Origin of the sequence: Kineosporia succinea (assembly GCF_030811555.1) — a bacterium.
Lineage (GTDB): Bacteria > Actinomycetota > Actinomycetes > Actinomycetales > Kineosporiaceae > Kineosporia > Kineosporia succinea.
In genome coordinates, this window is sequence record NZ_JAUSQZ010000001.1 from 4,310,476 (window position 1) to 4,329,036 (window position 18,561).

15 protein-coding genes are annotated in these 18,561 nt (G+C 71.4%); 12 read left to right on the forward strand and 3 right to left on the reverse strand.

Annotated features, from left to right (window positions below; translation table 11 throughout):
• The first annotated feature begins 110 nt into the window (after nucleotides 1-110).
• The 5 genes from J2S57_RS18610 (at nucleotide 111) to holA (ending at nucleotide 7,324) form a co-directional block, all read left to right on the forward strand.
• A complete protein-coding gene (locus tag J2S57_RS18610) occupies nucleotides 111-1,250 on the forward strand; it encodes a GGDEF domain-containing protein (RefSeq protein WP_307244660.1) in 1,140 nt (379 codons plus the stop codon).
• Nucleotides 1,251-1,311: 61 nt separating this feature from the next.
• Nucleotides 1,312-2,217 (forward strand): DegV family protein, encoded by a 906-nt coding sequence (locus J2S57_RS18615; RefSeq protein ID WP_307244661.1) that lies wholly within the window; start codon nucleotides 1,312-1,314, stop codon nucleotides 2,215-2,217.
• A 97-nt stretch (nucleotides 2,218-2,314) separates the two neighbouring features.
• Entirely contained in the window at nucleotides 2,315-3,214 is a 900-nt protein-coding gene (locus tag J2S57_RS18620; RefSeq protein WP_307244663.1) for a ComEA family DNA-binding protein, read from the forward strand.
• 135 nt (nucleotides 3,215-3,349) lie between these two features.
• On the forward strand, nucleotides 3,350-6,187 hold the full coding sequence (locus tag J2S57_RS18625) for a ComEC/Rec2 family competence protein (RefSeq protein ID WP_307244665.1): 2,838 nt from the start codon (nucleotides 3,350-3,352) through the stop codon (nucleotides 6,185-6,187).
• A gap of 81 nt (nucleotides 6,188-6,268) precedes the next feature.
• Nucleotides 6,269-7,324, forward strand: coding sequence for a DNA polymerase III subunit delta (gene holA, locus J2S57_RS18630; protein ID WP_307244667.1), 1,056 nt, complete (start codon nucleotides 6,269-6,271; stop codon nucleotides 7,322-7,324).
• Nucleotides 7,325-7,540: 216 nt separating this feature from the next.
• Here holA and rpsT read toward each other — a convergent pair whose 3' ends face one another.
• Nucleotides 7,541-7,807, reverse strand: coding sequence for a 30S ribosomal protein S20 (gene rpsT, locus J2S57_RS18635; protein WP_307244670.1), 267 nt, complete (start codon nucleotides 7,805-7,807; stop codon nucleotides 7,541-7,543).
• A 280-nt stretch (nucleotides 7,808-8,087) separates the two neighbouring features.
• Between rpsT and lepA the strand changes: the two genes are divergently transcribed.
• The 3 genes from lepA to hemW are packed head-to-tail and all read left to right on the forward strand — an operon-like array spanning nucleotide 8,088 to nucleotide 11,862.
• Nucleotides 8,088-9,932: a translation elongation factor 4 gene (lepA, locus tag J2S57_RS18640; RefSeq protein WP_307244672.1), complete on the forward strand. Its 1,845-nt coding sequence runs from the start codon at nucleotides 8,088-8,090 to the stop codon at nucleotides 9,930-9,932.
• Nucleotides 9,933-9,957: 25 nt separating this feature from the next.
• Nucleotides 9,958-10,623 (forward strand): MOSC domain-containing protein, encoded by a 666-nt coding sequence (locus J2S57_RS18645; RefSeq protein ID WP_307244675.1) that lies wholly within the window; start codon nucleotides 9,958-9,960, stop codon nucleotides 10,621-10,623.
• A 6-nt stretch (nucleotides 10,624-10,629) separates the two neighbouring features.
• On the forward strand, nucleotides 10,630-11,862 hold the full coding sequence (gene hemW / locus J2S57_RS18650; protein ID WP_307244677.1) for a radical SAM family heme chaperone HemW: 1,233 nt from the start codon (nucleotides 10,630-10,632) through the stop codon (nucleotides 11,860-11,862).
• Nucleotides 11,863-11,915: 53 nt separating this feature from the next.
• Here hemW and J2S57_RS18655 read toward each other — a convergent pair whose 3' ends face one another.
• The gene (locus J2S57_RS18655; protein WP_307244679.1) at nucleotides 11,916-13,883 is read right to left on the reverse strand and encodes a magnetosome magnetite crystal formation protein family; all 1,968 of its coding nucleotides are present in this window, start codon (nucleotides 13,881-13,883) and stop codon (nucleotides 11,916-11,918) included.
• 45 nt (nucleotides 13,884-13,928) lie between these two features.
• Nucleotides 13,929-14,792 carry a DUF3097 domain-containing protein gene (locus tag J2S57_RS18660; RefSeq protein ID WP_307244681.1) on the reverse strand — a complete coding sequence of 288 codons (864 nt, stop codon included), beginning with the start codon at nucleotides 14,790-14,792 and terminating at the stop codon, nucleotides 13,929-13,931.
• 247 nt (nucleotides 14,793-15,039) lie between these two features.
• Here J2S57_RS18660 and hrcA point away from each other — a divergent pair, with 247 nt between their 5' ends.
• From hrcA to J2S57_RS18680, 4 genes are all read left to right on the forward strand, one after another.
• Complete coding sequence (hrcA, locus tag J2S57_RS18665) at nucleotides 15,040-16,059, forward strand: heat-inducible transcriptional repressor HrcA (protein WP_307244684.1); 1,020 nt, start codon at nucleotides 15,040-15,042, stop codon at nucleotides 16,057-16,059.
• Between the two features lie 101 nt (nucleotides 16,060-16,160).
• On the forward strand, nucleotides 16,161-17,279 hold the full coding sequence (gene dnaJ / locus J2S57_RS18670) for a molecular chaperone DnaJ (RefSeq protein WP_307244687.1): 1,119 nt from the start codon (nucleotides 16,161-16,163) through the stop codon (nucleotides 17,277-17,279).
• Nucleotides 17,280-17,340: 61 nt separating this feature from the next.
• Nucleotides 17,341-18,087, forward strand: a complete 747-nt coding sequence (locus tag J2S57_RS18675) for a 16S rRNA (uracil(1498)-N(3))-methyltransferase (RefSeq protein WP_307244689.1) — start codon at nucleotides 17,341-17,343, stop codon at nucleotides 18,085-18,087.
• Nucleotides 18,088-18,186: 99 nt separating this feature from the next.
• A complete protein-coding gene (locus tag J2S57_RS18680; RefSeq protein WP_370882674.1) occupies nucleotides 18,187-18,471 on the forward strand; it encodes an HIT domain-containing protein in 285 nt (94 codons plus the stop codon).
• Nucleotides 18,472-18,561: the final 90 nt, after the last annotated feature.

An 18,561-nucleotide genomic window follows, 5' to 3' on the forward strand; every position in this document is an offset into this window, starting at 1 on the left:
CCCTCCCACGACCCTCCGACAGTTTTGAATTCCACTCCCCACCTGTGGACAAACCCCCACACCCACAGGCGCGCTCAAGCACACGCGTCATCCGGCCGATCAGATTCCTCGTGAGTCCTGCCTCCCTCGCCCCCAGAGCCGGTGACGCGACCAGCCTCGGGCTGCCGCGTCTGTGTCTCGGCTTCGCCGCCATCCACGCCGTCAGTGCCGTGCTCGGCCTGTTCATGGATGTCGATTACCGCGGGGCTCTGATCGCCGTCGACGGCGCGTGCGCCGCCGTCTTCGTGCTGATCGCGTTCCTGGCGTCCACCCGGCGACTGCCGGGTTGGCGCCGCGAGACCGCTGCGGCCATCGTCCCCATCCTCGCCGCCACCGCCGCCTGCGCCCGCGCCGGCCTGATCGACCAGTACTGGCCGGCCGCCGAGCTGATCCTCGCCGCGGCCGCCGCCTGCGTGGTCAGCGCCCGCAACTGGTTCTGGGCCGTGCTGGCCTCGTGCGGTGCCCTCTGGGTCGGCTGTGTCGTCACCGCGGTCGCCCGGGGCGGCTTCACCACCGACGAGGCCGCCCGCTGGGTCAACATGCTGCTGATGATCGGGGCCGCCGCCGGCCTCGCGATGGCTGTCCGCCGAGCCCGCACCAGTGCGGCGATGGCCCTGGTCGACGCCCACCGCCAGGTCATGGAGCAGTCCGTCAAGGACCCGCTGACCGGCGTCGCCAACCGCAAGGGCCTCGAGCTCGTCGCCCGCCCGATGATCGACCTGGCCCGACGCCAGGGCCACGCCGTGCACGCCCTGGTCGTCGACGTCGACACCCTGCGCGGCATCAACGAGCAGCACGGCATCAAGGACGGCGACGAGGTGCTCAAGGCCGTGGCCCAGGGCCTGCTCAACGCCACCCGGGCCACCGACGTGGTCGCCCGCTGGGCCGGCGACGAGTTCGTCATGATCGGCCCGGGCACCGGCACCTCCCCGCTGGAGATGGAACGCCGAATCCGTTCCTACCTGGCCGAGAAGGTCAAGCTGCCGCGTGAGGTCTGGCAGGGCCGGGTCAGTGCCGGCATCGCGACCCTCGTCCCGTGGGACGCCGACGACCTCGAGGGCCTGCTCGAACGCGCCATCCAGGACCTCTCCCTGCGCCGCTCGCTGAAGCGCCGGGCCGCCGCACGGATGAAGGAGGAGGACGAGGAGCTGGCCAACATCTCCTCGCCCGACGTCCGTGAGACCGCGGGCAAGCCCGATTCCGAGGCGTGATCCACGGGCCTGAGCCCGGCGGCGCCCCGACGGCGCCGTATCCGCGCTAGATTCGGCGTTCATGGCCGGTCCTGTCGCCGTCGTCACCGATTCCACCGCCTACCTGCCGGCCGCGCTGGCCGCGGAGCTGGGCGTCACGGTGGTTCCCCTGCAGGTCGTCGTGAACGGGGTCTCCCGTCCCGAGGACATCGGGTCGGGCACCGAGATCACCTTCGACGCCCACGACGTGGTGTCGGCGTTGCGGGCCGACCGGCCGGTCACCACCTCCCGGCCGTCGCCCCAGGTCTTCGTCGACACCTACCGTCGTCTACGGGCGCGCGGTTTCTCCGCCGTGGTCTCGGTACACCTGTCCGGTGACATCTCCGGCACCGTCGCCGCCGCCCGCCTCGCCGCCTCCGAGGTGGCGGCCGACGGTTTCACCGTCGAGGTCGTCGACTCCCGTTCGCTCGGCATGGGCCTCGGCTTCGGAGTCCAGGCCGCGGTGGGCGCGCTCGCCGCGGGCGCCGGTCCCGCCGAGGCCGCCCGGGCGGCCGCCCACCGGTCGCTCAACACCTCGATCTACATCTACCTCGACACTCTCGAGTTCCTGCGTCGTGGAGGCCGGATCGGTGCGGCGACCGCCCTGCTGGGTTCGGCGCTGACCATCAAGCCCGTCCTCGCTCTCGCCGACGGGCGCCTGGAGCCACTCGAGCGCGTCCGCACCACCCAGCGGGCCCTCACGCGTCTCCTCGAGCTGTCGATCGCCGAGGTGAGCCCGGCCGGGCCGGGGGAGCACGACGGGCGGGGCACGAGCATTGCCGTGCACCATCTCTCCGCCCCGGAGCGGGCACAGGAGCTCGCCGACCGGTTGCGCGAACAACTCCCGGCGATGGGGGACGTGCCGGTCACCGAAGTCGGTCCGGTCATCGGTGCGCACGTGGGGCCGGGCGCGGTCGGGGTGGTCGTGTCCCGTCCGGCGGGTGCCTGACGGTTTTCTGCTTTCCACAGGCCGGTAGGAAGCCGGGGTTTTCCACAGAGGCCGGTGCGGGCCGGGGTGGGGGATGGTGGACGCCTAGGTTCGGTTCATGCGATCCGACGAACCTCCGCGGCCGAGGCGGCTTCTCGAGGATTCCCCGGAGTCCGGCGGGTACGGGCCGGACGATTTCGAGGGGCACGGCGCCTGGCCGTCCGACTGGCGCTCCGGCTCGCACAGTGCTGCCGACGACGAGCAGGCCCTGCGTGATCTGAGGGAGGGGCTGGTGCGTTCCCGGGTGCCTGGCGGTGCCCGCTGGGAGGTGCCGGTCCGGGCCGCGCTGGCCGCGGCACTGCTCGCCTTCGTGATCGCGGTCGGCGCCGGTTTCCTGTTGCTGCGCAACAGGTCGGCCGAGGTCGGTGAGTCGGTTCCTCCGGCTCCGTCGGTCTCCGTCTCGGTCGCGCCGATGACGGACGCGGCGGCTCACCCCGACCTGTCCCCGTCACCTGCCGTGGTGGGCACGGTGGGGTCGGTGCGGGTGCACGTGGTCGGCCAGGTCAAGAAGCCCGGTGTGGTGTCGCTGGGTACGGACGCGCGGGTGCAGGACGCGATCGAGGCGGCCGGGGGAGCGGGTGGCCGGGCCGACCTGGGCCGTCTCAACCTGGCCCGCAAAGTGGTCGACGGTGAACGGATCCTGGTGCCCAAGCCCGGTCAGAAGCTCCCCGACGAAGCCACCGCTGCCGGTGCCGGGCCCGGGGCCGGTGCCGGGCCCGGCGGAGCGGCCGGCAGCGGTGGCACCGGTGGTCCTGCCGGTGCGGGAGCGCCGATCGACCTGAACACGGCCACGGTCGGCGAACTCGACGCGCTCCCCGGCGTCGGGCCGGTGCTGGCCGGGCGCATCCTCGATTGGCGCCAGGCCAACGGTCGTTTCACCACCGTCGACGATCTGAACGAGGTCTCCGGCATCGGCGACGCCACCATGGAGAAGCTGCGCCCGATGGTCCGGGTCTGACATGCGCCGCGACCTGACCCGACGGGCTGCGCCGGCCCGGTGGGCTGCGCCGGCCCGGTTGACCGTGCTGACTCTGCTGGCCGCGCCGGCCGTGTCCGCGGTGACGGTCGGGCCGACGACCGTGCGGAGGCCCCGGTGACCCGCCGGGCGGCGCTGAACGAGGCCGCGCGCACCTGGTTCTCCCGGGGTGGAGCCCGTCGCACCGCTCCCGGTGAGACCCGTCGCCCGGCCCGTCCGCAGCGTCCGGCGTCGCGTCCCCGACCCGATCTGCGCCTGCTCCCCGGCGCGGCCGCAGCCTGGCTCCTGACCTGGGGCGCCCTGGTGCTGCCGGCCGAAGTGGTGCTGACGCTGGGCGGATTGCTCAGCATCCTGCTGCTTCTGGCGCTTCTGCTCGCGCTCGCACACCTCCGGCAGCAGACGCGGCGGAGAGGACCCGCCGATCGCGCGCTTCCCGGCAGCCGCCTCTCCCGTTCCCGGCGGGGCCGGGTGCCCGGAGAACGGCGTCCTCACCCTCTTCCTTCTCCGGGTCTCGACGACCGGCTCCCGCGACGCCCCGGGGCGTTGTGGGCCGATCTCGACCGTCTGGCGGCGAGGGCGGTGGCGACCACCGATCTGCGCGCCGGGCGCCGCCGGGGGCGCCGGGTGGCGCTGACCTCCGCCCGGAGACGGCGAGAGTCCCGCCCGGGCCGCCGACGCTCTCCCGGGCGCTACCGCGCCCGCACGACCCCCGTCACCTGGGGCGCGGGCCTGTTGCTCGCCCTCGCGTTGACCGCGCCGGTCACCGCGATCACCGGCGTCCGCATGATGCACCGTCAGCAAGATCCACTGACCGCGGCCGCGGCCCGGCAGAGCACGGTCACCTTCGAGGGGCGGGTCTCCGGCGACCCGAAGAAGCTCACCGCGACCTCGTTCGGCGGCGAGCCCCTCGTTCTGGTGCGGCTGAAGCTGAGCCGGATCGAGGTCGGCGGGAAGGCAAGCGGGGCCCGGCGAACTCTGCGCAGTTCGGCCCAGCTCGTGGTGTTCGGCAGCGGGACGTGGGGGGATCTGGTTGCGGGGCAACGGGTCCGGGCGCCGGCGAAGCTGAAGCCCACCGACCCGGGCAAGCCGGAGGTCGCGGTGGCGTTCGTGCGCTCGGGTCCGGAGATCACCCATCCCGGCACCTGGCCCTGGCGGTTCGCGGAGCACCTGCGTGAAGGGCTGCGCGAGGCGTGCGCCGGTCTGCCCTCCGACGCCCGGGGTCTGCTCCCCGCGCTCGTGGTGGGTGACACGTCGAACCTCGATCCAGACCTCGCGGCCGACCTGCAGGCCGGTGGTCTCACCCATCTGACCGCGGTCTCGGGCAGCAACGTGGCGATCCTGGCGGCGGTGACGTTCGTCGTGATCGGGGCGCTGCGGGGCGGCCGAAGAACGCAGGCGGCCGGAACCGTCCTCGTCATAGCGGGTTTCGTGGTGCTGGCCCGGCCGGAGCCGAGCGTGCTGCGGGCGTCGGTGATGGGTGTTCTGGCCGTGTCCGGGGTTCTGGTGGCCCGGCGGTCGGCCGGAGCGCCGGTGCTGGCGGCGACGGTGGTGATCCTGCTCGGCGTGGATCCCTGGCTGGCCCGGAGTTTCGGGTTCGCGCTGTCGGTGCTGGCCACGGCCGGGCTCCTGCTCCTGGTACCGATCTGGCTGTACCGCCTGCGGCGCTGGCCGCAGGGGCCGGTGCTGGCGCTCGCGGTACCGGTGGCCGCGCTGGTGGTCACGGCGCCGGTGACGATCCTGCTGGATCCGGTGGTGAGCCTGGTGTCGATCCCGGCGAACCTGCTGGCCGACGCCGCGGTCGCCCCGGCCACGATCGCGGGGGTCGTGGCGGCCGCGCTCTCGCTGGTCTGGCCCGACGGCGCCACGCTGGTGGCCTGGGCCGGTGGTCTGGCCACCCAGTGGATCGCGATCGTCGCGCACCGGGCGGCCGACGTGCCGGCCGGGGCACTGCCCTGGCCGGACGGTCCGGCCGGGTCCGCGCTGTTCGCCGCCCTGAGCCTGGTCTGCGCGGGGTTGCTCGTGCGGGGTGCCTGGCGCACGGCCCTGGCCACACCCGTGCTGGTCGGGGCCTGCCTGGTGCTGCCGCGCTGGGTGCCGGTCCTGCCGGGCGGGGGGCCGCCCTCGGACTGGCTCGTGGTCCAGTGCGAGGTGGGCCAGGGGTCCGCGACCGCCATCCGAAGCGGCCCCGACCGGGCGGTCCTCGTCGACGCGGGCCCCGACCCGCAACTGGCCGACCGCTGCCTGAGGCGGGCGGGCGTCCACCATCTGGATCTGGTGCTCGTCACCCACTTTCACGCCGATCACGCCGATGGACTCGCCGGGGCCCTCGACGGGCGCGGCGCCCCACCGGTCTACGTGAGCCCGGTCGCGCTGCCCGGCACGCAGGCCCGGGAGGTGGCGGCCCTGGCGCCCGGTTCTCGCACACTCCCGGTCACCGGCGGCATCAGCGGCACCGCGGGAACGGGCGACTGGCAGGTGCGGTGGCGACTGGTTCCGCCGTCGGCGTCCGCGGTGCGGGCCGGGCTGGCGGCGGGCCGTGATCCTGAGGGGGAGGAGATCAACAACGTCAGCGTGGTGATGCTGGCCGAGGTGAGAGGTGTGCGGGTCGCAGCCCTGGGCGACGTGGAGCCGGACGCACAGCGGGCGCTGCTCCGAACACTGACCACGGAAACGACGAGCACAGCAGATCCGGCCAGTGCGGTGTCGTCCCAGGACGTCGACGTGGTCGTTCTCTCGCACCACGGATCGGCGAAGCAGGAGGAGCGGCTGTACCGCTTCCTGCATCCACGGGTGGCCCTGATCGGCGTCGGGGCGGACAACGACTACGGGCATCCCGCCCCGGCGGCACTCTCGATGCTGCAGCGGGTCGGGGCCCGGGCCTTCCGCACCGACACACAGGGGCAGATCGCCGTGGTCGGCGGTCCGCGCGACCTGAGGGTGGTGACGTCGAAGTGAATCGACGGCACTGCCCGAGCGGACCCGCCCTGGGTCACGAACCGCCCCGGACCCGGCCGGGCGAGGCCATAAGGTGTTGGCGTGGCTGGAGCAGGAGCGGGTTCGCGAGCACGGGGCGGCACGAAGGCGGCGGCGGGAAAGTCGGCGTCCAAGGCGAAGAACCCGATCGTCACGCCCGACGAGGTGAAGCCGGCACCGATCCTGCTGGTGGTCGGGGCCGAAGGGGTGCTGGCCGACCGCGCGGTCGCCAATGTGCTGGCTGCCGCCCGCGCCGCCGATCCGGAGACCGAGGTCGAGCGGATGGAGGCGGCGGGGTACCTGTCCGGCAAGCTGTCCGTGGCCACCAGCCCGTCGCTCTTCGGCGGGGGCAAGGTGGTCGTGCTGGAGAACGTCGAGCAGGCCAACGAGGCACTCGTCACCGACGTCACGACCTACCTGAAAGACCCCTCGCTGGAAGCCTGCGTGATCATCCGGCACTCGGGGGTGGTGAGGGCTCGTCCGTTGCTGGAGGCGGCCCGCGCGACCAACGCGCCCGAGGTGTCGTGCCAGCCGATCACCCGCGACGACGAGAAGGTCGAGTTCGCGACCAACGAGTTCCGTCGCGGCGACCGGCGCATCACCCCGGCCGCGGTCCGGGCCCTGGTCGACGCCGTCGGCAACGATCTGCGCGAGCTGGCCGCCGCCTGCTCCCAGCTGATGAACGACGACGAGGCCGCCCGCATCGACGTCGACTCGGTCGAGCGCTACTTCGGCGGCCGGGTCGAGGTCACCGGCTTCAAGGTCGCGGACGCCGCGGTCGCCGGCCACGCCGAAGAGGCTCTGGTGCTGCTGCGTCACGCGCTGGCCACGGGGGCGGACCCGGTCCCGCTGGTCGCCGCCGTCGCGATGAAAGTCCGTGCCCTGGCCAAGGTCTCGGCGGCCGGGCGGGGCGCGTCGGCCTCCATGGCCAAGTCACTGGGTATGGCGCCCTGGCAGATCGACCGCGCCCGCCGCGAACTCAACGGCTGGAACGAAGACGGACTGGCCCGCGCGGTCATGGCCCTCGCCGAGGCCGACGCCGCGGTGAAGGGTGGCGGCCGGGATCCGGTCTACGCCGTCGAGCGCCTCGTGCTGACGGTGGCCCAGAGCCGTCGGTAGGTCACCAGAGGGCCCGCCGGAGCATGACAAGGCCCGCCGGAGCGTGACAAGGCCCGCCGGAGCATGACAAGGCCCACCGGAGAACGAGAAGGCCCACCGGAGAAGGTGGGCTGGGGAGGGTGGTGCGTCGACGCGTCCATCATGGGTGAAAGCCGCGCCAAACAACGAAATCCGGCACCCCCACGAAGGGAAGTGCCGGATCGCGTTAGGCGAAGATCAGGCGCTCAGCTTGGCCACGGCCTGGGCCAGGGCCGACTTGCGGTTGGCAGCCTGGTTCTTGTGGATGACGCCCTTGCTGGCGGCCTTGTCCAGCTGCTTCGAAGCAGTGGCCAGGGCGGCGGTCGCAGCGGCGACGTCACCGGCGGTGACAGCCTCACGAGTCTTGCGGACGACCGTGCGCAGCTGGCTGTTCACGGCCTTGTTGCGCAGACGGCGCTTCTCGTTGGTGAGGTTGCGCTTGATCTGGGACTTGATGTTAGCCACGTGGATCTTCTTCTCTCGGATCGTCTAAGTCTGGTCAGCGGTCTGTAGGCACACCGGCAGTGCTAGGGCACCTGAGGCGCTCACGCACAGACCTCCTAGGTTACCAGCGTCCGAAGCTCAGCCCGACCAGCCGAGAACCAGCCGAGAACCGGCGGGGAACTGGCGGGGAACCGGAGGGCGAACGGGGGACGATGCGAGGAAAGGACGAAGGACATGGGACGATGGAGAGTCCGAGCAGTCCGACGAGCCAGACGATCGAGGTAGCGCAGCAGTGTCTCCGATGGCCCACACGGCGCCCGAGCCGTCCGCCACCGCTCCGGAACTGATCCGGAACTTCAGCATCATCGCCCACATCGACCACGGTAAGTCGACGCTGGCCGACCGGATGCTGCAGCTGACCGGTGTCGTCGATCAGCGGCAGATGCGCGCCCAGTACCTCGACCGCATGGACATCGAGCGTGAGCGCGGCATCACGATCAAGTCCCAGGCGGTGCGGATGCCCTGGGAGGAAGAGGGCGTCACCTACGCCCTGAACATGATCGACACCCCGGGCCACGTCGACTTCACCTACGAGGTCTCCCGGTCCCTGGCCGCCTGCGAAGGCGCCGTGCTCCTCGTCGACGCCGCTCAGGGCATCGAGGCCCAGACCCTGGCCAACCTGTACCTGGCCATGGAGAACGAGCTCACGATCATCCCGGTGCTGAACAAGATCGACCTGCCCGCCGCGCAGCCCGAGAAGTACGCCGAGGAACTGGCGAAGCTGATCGGCTGCGAGCCCGAGGACTGCCTCAAGGTCTCCGGCAAGACCGGCATGGGCGTCGACGCGTTGCTGGCCCAGATCGTGAAGCAGGTCCCGGCCCCGGTCGGCGACCCGAACGCGCCGGCCCGCGCGATGATCTTCGACTCGGTGTACGACACCTACCGCGGCGTCGTCACCTACGTCCGGGTCATCGACGGCATGCTGCACCCGCGTGAGCGCATCACCCTGATGTCCACCAAGACCCAGCACGAGCTCCTCGAGATCGGCGTCAGCTCACCCGAGCCGGTGCCGACCAAGGGCCTCGGCGTGGGCGAGGTGGGCTACCTGATCACCGGTGTGAAGGATGTTCGCCAGTCCAAGGTCGGCGACACTGTCACCAACTACGCCAAGCCGGCCACCGAGGCGCTCGAGGGTTACCGCGAGCCGCTGCCGATGGTCTTCTCCGGCCTCTACCCGATCGACGGCTCCGACTACGGCCCCCTGCGTGAGGCCCTCGACAAGCTCAAGCTGAGCGACGCCGCGCTGGTCTACGAGCCGGAGTCGTCCGTGGCCCTGGGCTTCGGATTCCGCTGCGGCTTCCTCGGCCTGCTGCACCTCGAGATCGTGCGCGAGCGCCTCGAGCGCGAGTTCAACCTCGACCTCATCTCGACCGCGCCGAACGTGGTCTACGAGGTCACGATGGACGACAACACGCAGATCACGGTGACCAACCCGTCCGAGTTCCCGGGCGGCAAGATCAACGAGGTCCGCGAGCCCATCGTCAAGGCGACCATGCTGGCGCCCGCCGAGTTCATCGGCGCGATCATGGAGCTGTGCCAGGAACGGCGCGGATCGCTGCGGGGCATGGACTACCTCTCCGAAGACCGCGTCGAGATGCGGTACACGCTGCCGCTGGCCGAGATCGTGTTCGACTTCTTCGACCAGCTGAAGTCCCGCACCCGCGGTTACGCGTCGCTCGACTACGACCCCGACGGCGACCAGGTGGCCAACCTGGTCAAGGTCGACATCCTGCTGCAGGGCGAGCCGGTCGACGCGTTCAGCACCATCGTCCACGCCGACAAGGCCTACTCCTACGGCGTGATGATGACGGGCAAGCTGCGCAAGCTGATCCCGCGTCAGCAGTTCGAGGTCCCGATCCAGGCGGCCATCGGCGCTCGCATCATCGCCCGCGAGAACATCAGTGCCATCCGGAAAGACGTTCTCGCCAAGTGCTACGGCGGTGACATCAGCCGTAAGCGCAAGCTGCTCGAACGGCAGAAGGAAGGCAAGAAGCGCATGAAGATGGTCGGCCGGGTCGAGGTGCCCCAGGAGGCCTTCATCGCGGCGCTCTCCAGCGACGCGCCCACGGGCGAGCGCAAGAAGTAAGGGTTCGACTTCCAGGGTGCATGACATGGTGGACGTCGCGGAGACCGGGCGGATCAGCTCGGTCTCCGTCGTGCACGGGTTGCTGCCCGCGCCTTGGGGCGTCGTGGCGCACAAGACCGCTATCGACAAACGTCCCGTGCCCGGCCCGGTGGAGATCGGTCCGCTGGGTCTGGCCGGGGACGACCAGATCGACCGCAAACACCATGGTGGACGCGGCAAAGCGGTGTACGCGTACGCCGACGAGGACGCGGCCTGGTGGGCGGCCGAGCTCGAGCGGGAGATCGAGCCCGGGTTGTTCGGCGAGAACCTGCGCACGGCCGGCATCGACGTCACCGGCGCGGAGATCGGCGAGCGCTGGGCGATCGGGCCCGAGGTGCTTCTCGAGGTCACGATGCCGCGTACACCCTGCCGCACGTTCGCCGAGCGGATGCGGGAGAAGGGTTGGGTGCGCCGGTACACCCAGGTCAACCGGCCCGGTGCGTACATGAGAGTGCTCCAGACAGGCCCGGTCTCGGCCGGTGACGAGGTCCGCGTGGTGTTCCGCCCGGGGCACGGCATCACGGTCGGGCACTTCCTGCGCGGTCCCGATCCGGTGGACATGCGTCAGCTGATCGACGCCTTCACGGCGCTCGGTCTCGAACTCGACCCGGACATCCGTCACGTGGCCGAAAAAGCCGTCAGACGAGGCTGATTCATCATGGCTGGTCCCCCTCCCGACGGCGAACCCGCGCCGCTCGACGGTTCTCTCCCGGCGTCCGCCGCGATCGGTTCGGCGGAGCGGGCGTTCGGTGTGTATCTGCACGTTCCGTTCTGTGCGGTGCGCTGCGGGTACTGCGATTTCAACACGTACACGGCGAAAGAGCTGGGCGGGGGCGCGAGTCAGGCGGCGTACGCCGGAACGGCCGTGCGGGAGCTGTCTTTCGCGTCGTCCGTGCTCGAGCGGGCGGGTGTGGCCGCGCGGCCGGTGTCCACGGTGTTCGTCGGTGGTGGCACGCCCACGCTGCTGCCGGCCGGTGACCTCGCGTTGCTGGTCGCCGGGGTGCGCGACAACTTCGGCCTGGTCGACGGCGCCGAGGTCACGGTCGAGGCGAACCCCGACTCGGTGACGCCGGAGTCGCTCGCGGCGCTGGCCTCGGGCGGCGTGACCCGGGTCTCGTTCGGTATGCAGTCGCAGGTGCGGCACGTGCTGGCCGTGCTCGACCGCACGCACGACCCGAAACGGGTTCCGGACGTGGTGAAGTGGGCTCGCGACGTGGGCCTGTCGGTGAGTCTCGACCTGATCTACGGCACGCCCGGCGAATCGCTCGACGACTGGCGGGCCAGCCTGGAGGCCGCGCTGGCCTGCGAGCCCGATCATCTGTCGGCCTACGCGCTGGTGGTCGAAGACGGCACGAAGCTTGCGGCCCGGGTGCGGCGCGGTGAGGTCAAGGCGCCCGATGACGACGACGAGGCCGACAAGTACGAGCTGGCCGACGATCTCATCTCCGCCGCCGGGCTGACCTGGTACGAGGTGAGCAACTGGGCGCGCACCCCGCAGGACGCCTGTCAGCACAACCTGGCCTACTGGCGTGGGGACGACTGGTGGGGCGTCGGTCCGGGCGCCCACTCCCACGTCGGTGGGGTGCGGTGGTGGAACGTGCGTCACCCCAGCAGTTATGCGGCGCGGATCGACGCGGGGGAGAGCCCGGCGCAGGGTCGCGAGGTACTCGACCCCGAGGCCCGTCAGCTCGAGGAAGTGCTGCTGCGCTCACGTCTGCGCGAAGGGCTCCCGCTGAAAGATGCCGGTCTGCACGGTGATCCGTCGGTGCTGCTGGCCGGGGTGCTCGAAGAGGGGCTGGTGCAGCCCGAACCGGCCGGTCAGGGCACGGTCGTGCTCACCCGCCGGGGGCGTCTGCTGGCCGATGCCGTGGTCAGGGCCCTTCTCCCGTAGGTGCGTCGAAATGATGGACGACGCGGAGCTCCACGTCGTCCACCATTTTCGCCCTACTTCAGGAACCGGTGGGACAAGGGGTAGCGGAACGGATCGCCGCGGTACGCGGAGGCCGCGCCGATGAGCCCGAAGACCGCCGCCAGGAGCCAGACCAGCGCGACGATGCCGTTGGGCAGGAACACCCAGCTGAGCACGGTCGCGACCACGAATGCGCCGAGGGCACAGAGCTGGAAGTTGATGGCTTCCAAAGCCTGTTCGCGGATGTAGCGGCTGCGGTCCTTGTAGAGCAGGTAGATCAGGCCGGAGATGATCAGCGGCACGATCGGGGCGAACATGAAGACCGCGCCGGCGTGGGCGGCGGTGGCCCAGCGATTGGCCTCGACCTGACTGAGGGGTCCGCCGGGATGGCCGGGCTGGGTGGGGTTGTTCGAATAGCCGTGCGGGCCGGGCCGTCCCGGCTGGCCGTAGGAACCGGGCGGACCATACGAACCGGGTGCGCCGTAGGAACCGGGCTGGCCTTGGGGACCGGGTGCGCCGTAGGAACCAGGCTGGCCATGGGAACCGGGTGCGCCGTAGGAGCCGGGCTGGCCTTGGGAACCGGGTGCGCCGTAAGAACTGGTCTGGTCGTGAGAACCGGGCTGGTCGTGGGAGCCGGGTTGGCCGTGAGAACCGGGCGGGCCGTGAGAACCGGGCGGGCCGTACGAACCAGGCGCGTTGTGTGAACTGGGCTGGCCGTACTGATCTGACTGGCCGTAGTGCCCCGGCTGGTTGTGGGGACCTGCCTGGCCGGGGAACTGACCGGTCTGGGCTGACGGCTGGCCGGGTTGGTTCGGGAACTGTCCCGGCTGCTGGCCGTACTGCCCCGAGTGGCTGGGGAACTGACCGGACGTGGTCGGCTGCTGCCCCGGCTGGGGATACTGCCCGGGCTGGGCGGGATATTGCCCGGGCTGGGTGGGGAACTGGCCGGACGGGGTGGGGAACTGGCCGGGCTGGGTGGGGAACTGGCCCGGCTGGGTGGGGAACTGGCCGGACGGGGCGGGGAACTGGCCGGACGGGGGCGAGTACGGCCCGGACTGGTTCGGGAACTGGCCCGCCTCGGTCGGGAACTGGCCCGCCTCGGTCGGGAACTGGCCCGCCTCGGTCGGGAACTGGCCCCCCTCGGTCGGGAACTGGCCCGCCTCGGTCGGGGGCCGGCCGTACTGGCTCGGCTGGCCGTACTGGCCCGGCTGGGGGTGCTGGCCGTACGGTGCGGGCGCTCCGGGGTGGTTCGGCTGGACGGGGGACTGGTTGCCGTACGGCGGATTGGGGACGTTGCCCGGCCGAGGGGCCCAGTTCTGTGGAGCGTTCTGGCCGGGGCCGTACGAGGGCTGGCCGTGCGAGGGCTGGCCGTACGAGGGCTGGCCGTAACCAGGCGCGGGGTAAGGGGGCTGGCCGTACTGTCCCGCGTCGTACGAGGGCTGGCCGTACTGGCTGGGGCCCTGGCCGGGCTGGTCGCTGGACGGGTACGGATGCCCCGTCGCGGTGCCAGGAGTCTGCCCGGCTTCCGTGGGTGTGCCCGGCTGGCCGGGGGTGGCCGGGCTGTAGGTCTGGCCCTGACGCCATGACGGGCCGTTCGTCGACGCGGAGGCGTTCTGGCCCTCGGCGGGGTGATCCGGCCCGGTCTCGTGCTGACCGGTCTGGCCCTGACTCACGTCGCCCTCCTGGCGCCGGCCCGTCGGTGATTGCCCGGGCGCTGGTTGCTGCGGTGCTGATCGCTGCGGTGCTGATTGGCGCTGCGCTGCTTGAGGATCCGGCGCCGACTGCGATGCCGGCCCCTGGACGCCGAGGTTGAGGCCGCTGAACTGGGCGGGCTGTCCCTGGGGCTGGGGGCCGGTGTCGAGGGGCTGACCGGGGATGATCGGCGAGTACTGGGTCGCCTCGGCGGGTGCGCCCGACGGCCCGTGCTCGTCGTGGGCAGACGCGTCCCGGGACTCCTCGTCCCGGTCTCCCTGGTCATGCCGGTCGTGCGGTGGCTGGCTCATGGCATGCCCCTTTCCTGCTCACACCGTAGAACGTGCGAGCAGCACTCAGCGATCCTCGCCGTCACCGGTGACGAAGTCGATGAGTTCCTCGACCCGCCCCAGCAGGGCCGGTTCCAGGTCGGCGTAGCTGTTCACGGAGGCCAGGATGCGCTGCCAGCCCTCGGCCACGTCCGCCTGTTCGGCGTAGGGCCAGCCCAGCGCCTTCAGCACCCCCTCCTTCCACGGCAGACCGCGCGGGACCACCGGCCAGGCGTCCACCCCGATCACCCGCGGCCGCACGGCCTGCCAGACGTCCACGTACGGATGCCCCACGACCAGCACGTGCTCCCGGGCCCCGGAGACCTTCGCCGCGGCGGCCGCCTCGTGCCACTCCTTGCTGCCCGCCACCAGGTGGTCGACCAGGATCCCGAGCCGCCGCCCCGGACCGGGCCCGAAGTCCGCGACCGCGTCCGCCAGGTCGTCGACGCCGTGCAGCGGCACCACCACGACCCCCTCGACCCGCAGGTCGTGGCCCCAGATCTTCTCCACCAGCTCGGCGTCGTGCTTGCCCTCGACCAGGATGCGCGAGGCACGGGCCACCCGGGCCCGGTGGTCGCGAACCGCCACCGACCCGGAAGCCGACCGAAGCGTCCCTGATGGTGGCTTCGAAACCGCGGCCGACGGCGGGACCAGCGCCACGGGAACCCCGTCGACCCAGAATCCCGGGCCGAGCGGGAACGACCGGGTGCGACCGCGACGGTCCTCGAGCACCACGACGTGCATTCCGCCGCTCTTCTCGGTGCGCACCACGGCCCCGACCCAGCCGGTCTCCACGTCCTCGACCACCAGGCCGGCCACGGCCGGTTCTTCCCGTAGTTTCGGCTTGACCCGGGCGTTCGCCAGGACGTCCCCCGCGTACCGGTCACCCACGCGTCCCTCCTTTGATGCACCTGTTCGTGCACCTGTGGCCTGTGGGCCGCGCGCGGAACCGGGCATCCTGGGCAGACTGGGAACCATGGCGGGACGGTAACCAGGGGGCGCCAGGAGACCTAGCCGACCCGCCGGGGACACACGCGGGTCGCTCCGGGGACGTAAACTGGCACTCCGGCAGCGTGAGTGCCAGGGTTTCCGCACCGGCCGTCACGGTCAGCGACTGAGTTGGAGAAAGGTGGGTGGCATGAGCGAGGAACGCAAGCTCGCCGTGCTGCGCGCCATTGTCGAGGACTACGTCGAGACACGGGAGCCGGTCGGGTCGAGAGCGCTGGTCGAGCGGCACTCACTCGGTGTCTCCCCGGCCACCATCCGCAACGACATGGCCGCCCTGGAAGACGAGGGCTACATCGCGCAGCCCCACACCAGCGCCGGCCGGGTGCCCACCGACAAGGGCTACCGCATGTTCGTCGACCGGCTGAGCGGTGTGAAACCGCTGTCCACGGCCGAGAAGCGGGCCATCCAGACGCTGCTCGACGGTGCCGTCGATCTGGACGACGTGGTCAACCGCACGGTGCGCCTGCTCGCCCAGCTGACCCGTCAGGTCGCGGTGGTGCAGTACCCGTCGCTGAGTCGTTCCACCGTGCGGCACGTCGAGCTGGTCGCGCTCGACACCACGCGGCTGCTGGTCATCCTCATCACCAACACCGGCCGGGTCGAGCAGCGCATCGTGCCGATGACGGCCGAGTTCGCCGAGGACACGTTGGCCGGGCTGCGGGGGCGGCTCAACCAGGCCGTCGCCGGGCGCCGGCTCACCGACGTGAGTGCCCTGGTGGCCGGCCTGCCCGAGCAGTTCGACCACAACGACCGCGCGCTGGTGCGGTCGGTGCTCGACGCCCTCGAGGACTCGCTCAACATCGAGCGCGAAGAACGCATCGTGCTGGCCGGCACGGCCAACCTGGCTCGTTCCGGGCCGGACTTCGTGCAGAACATCGGCCCGGTGCTGGAGGCCATCGAGGAGCACGTGGTGCTGCTCAAACTGCTCACCGAGATGGCCGACGGCGCCGGGGGAGTGGGCGTGCTGATCGGCCGCGAGACCGCTCACATCGGCCTGCAGGAAGCATCGGTCGTCTCGAGCGGTTACGCCTCGCAGGGAGAGGTCGTCGCCCGCCTGGGCGTTCTCGGCCCGACCCGCATGGACTACCCGAACACGATGGCCGCCGTACGCGCCGTCGCCCGGTACGTGTCCCGGATCCTGGCATCGTGAGCATCGCCAGGGGCCCGGAGCCCTGAGACCCGGGGGTCCCGTAGCATTCCGCACCGCCTTGCACTCTTTCACTGCACCGATCTGGAGAGAACACAACCGCCGTGAGCGATTACTACGAGGTGCTCGGGGTTTCCCGGACGGCCAGCCCCGAGGAGATCAAGAAGGCGTACCGGAAGCTGGCACGTCAGCTGCACCCGGACGTCAACCCCAGTGAGGAGGCGGCCGAGCGTTTCAAGGAGGTCGGCCGCGCCTACGAGGTTCTCTCCAGCACGGAGAAGCGTCAGGCCTACGACACCGGGGGTGACCCCAACGGCAACGGCGGTTTCGGGGCCGGGTTCGGCTTCACCGACATCTTCGAGACCTTCTTCGGTGGCGGCGCCGCCGGGGGCGCACGGGGCCCGGTGCCCCGTCAGCGCCGCGGTCAGGACGCCCTGATCCGGATCGAGATCGACCTCGCCGAGGCGGCGTTCGGCGGTCAGCGCGAGCTGCAGCTCGACACCGCCGTGGTCTGCCCGGTCTGCAGCGGCAGCTGCTGCCAGCCCGGCACCCAGCCCGAGATCTGCGACGTCTGCAAGGGCCGCGGCCAGACCCAGCGGGTGGCCCGGTCGTTCCTCGGCCAGGTCATGACCACCCAGGCCTGCGTGAACTGCCAGGGCTTCGGCACCGTGATCCCCAGCCCGTGCCTGGAGTGCTCGGGCGAGGGCCGGGTGCGCTCGCGTCGCAGCCTCACCATCAAGGTGCCCGCCGGTGTCGAGACCGGCACCCGCATCCAGCTCTCCGGCCAGGCCGAGATCGGCCCGGGCGGTGGCCCCGCGGGTGACCTCTACGTCGAGATCGTCGAGCGTCAGCACGCGGTGTTCACACGCCGCGCCGACGACATCCACTGCACTGTCGAGGTACCGATGACGGCCGCGGCCCTCGGCACCACGATCGAGCTGGAGACGCTCGACGGGGTGGAGAACTTCGAGGTGCGTTCGGGCTCGCAGTCCGGTGAGGCCACCACGATGCGCGGGCTCGGCATCACCCATCTGCGGGGCGGTGGCCGGGGCGACCTGGTGGTGCACCTGGCCGTGATCACGCCCACCAAGCTCGACGAGGAGCAGGAAGAGCTGCTGCGCGCGTTCGCCAAGCTCCGCGGCGAGGACCGGCCCGCCGGTCGTATGACGCCGGTTCACACCAGCGTGTTCTCGAAGCTGCGCGACCGGTTCGCGGGGCGTTGAGTTCAGTGCTTGCGGACGCGTCGGTCCTTGCCTTCCGGTGTCCGTCGGGTAGTTCTGCATCATGACGTTGCCCCGGTTCTTCACCGAGCCCGGAGCCCTGACCGGCGCCGCGCCGTCCACCACCCTCGTCCTGGACGGGGACGAGGGACGGCACGCCGCCGGGGTCCGGCGCATCCGGGCCGGCGAGGAGATCGAGCTCGCCGACGGTTCGGGCCTGGTGGCGCGCTGCACGGTCACGGCCGCGGGCAAGGCCCACCTCGACCTGCTCGTCGACGAGCTCGAGCTGACGCCCGAGCCGGTGCTGCGGTTCGGCCTGGTGCAGGCGCTGGCCAAGGGCGGGCGGGACGAGATGGCGCTGGAGACGGCGACCGAGGCCGGCGTCGACCTGGTGCTGCCCTGGCAGGCCGCGCGCAGCGTGTCCCGCTGGGAGGGGCCGAAGGTCGAGAAGAACTCCCGGCGCTGGGCCACGATCGCCCGCGAGGCTGCGAAACAGTCGCGCCGGCCGCGGGTTCCGGTCGTGGAGCCGCTGCGTTCGACGGCGGCGCTGGCGTCTCGCCTGGCCGGCGCCGACCTGGCGCTGGTGCTGCACGAAGACGCCGGACGTCCGCTGGTCGGGCTGGACCTGCCCGCCGCCGGTGAGGTGCTGCTGGTCGTCGGGCCGGAGGGCGGCATCGGCGAGTCCGAGCTGGCCACCCTGACCGCGGCTGGTGCTCTGCCGGTGCGGCTCGGACCCGAGGTGCTGCGGACGTCGTCGGCCGGCCCCCTGGCCCTGGGCATCCTGGCCGCGGCATCGGGACGCTGGGCCTGAGCCGGCCCCCGGGGGCGCGGAAGCGATAGCGTGAGACGGGTGAGCGCTGACCCGGACTGCCTGTTCTGCAAGATCATCGCCGGAGACATCCCGTCGGACATGGTGTATCGGGGCGACCGGGTGGTCGCCTTCCGGGACATCAACCCGGTGGCGTCCGTGCACATCCTGGTGGTGCCGGTCGACCATCACACCGACGTGGTGCAGCTGGTGGCCAAGGACGAGCCGTTGCTGGCCGAGGTCGTCACGGTGGCCGGGGAACTGGCCAAGGCTGAGGCGAACGGCCAGTTCCGGCTGATGTTCAACACCGGGGCCGAGGCCGGGCAGAGCGTCTTCCACGTGCATGCCCACGTGCTGGCCGGGTCGAAGATCGGCATTCCCGGGTAGATACCCGGAAATGGGGGAGCCGCGGAATGGTGTCGGCGGCTACGATCGTTGGCGTAAGGGCTGCCCGGCTCAGAGGCAGCACGCCGAACC

Excerpts from the sequence above, each read along its gene's own strand:
- J2S57_RS18615 (WP_307244661.1), top strand. The coding sequence starts at position 1,312 with ATGGCCGGTCCTGTCGCCGTCGTCACCGATTCCACCGCCTACCTGCCG.
- J2S57_RS18620 (WP_307244663.1), top strand. The coding sequence starts at position 2,315 with ATGCGATCCGACGAACCTCCGCGGCCGAGGCGGCTTCTCGAGGATTCC.
- lepA (WP_307244672.1), top strand. The coding sequence starts at position 8,088 with ATGGCCCACACGGCGCCCGAGCCGTCCGCCACCGCTCCGGAACTGATC.
- J2S57_RS18645 (WP_307244675.1), top strand. The coding sequence starts at position 9,958 with ATGGTGGACGTCGCGGAGACCGGGCGGATCAGCTCGGTCTCCGTCGTG.
- hemW (WP_307244677.1), top strand. The coding sequence starts at position 10,630 with ATGGCTGGTCCCCCTCCCGACGGCGAACCCGCGCCGCTCGACGGTTCT.
- J2S57_RS18655 (WP_307244679.1), bottom strand. The coding sequence starts at position 13,883 with ATGAGCCAGCCACCGCACGACCGGCATGACCAGGGAGACCGGGACGAG.
- hrcA (WP_307244684.1), top strand. The coding sequence starts at position 15,040 with ATGAGCGAGGAACGCAAGCTCGCCGTGCTGCGCGCCATTGTCGAGGAC.
- J2S57_RS18675 (WP_307244689.1), top strand. The coding sequence starts at position 17,341 with ATGACGTTGCCCCGGTTCTTCACCGAGCCCGGAGCCCTGACCGGCGCC.
- J2S57_RS18680 (WP_370882674.1), top strand. The coding sequence starts at position 18,187 with ATGGTGTATCGGGGCGACCGGGTGGTCGCCTTCCGGGACATCAACCCG.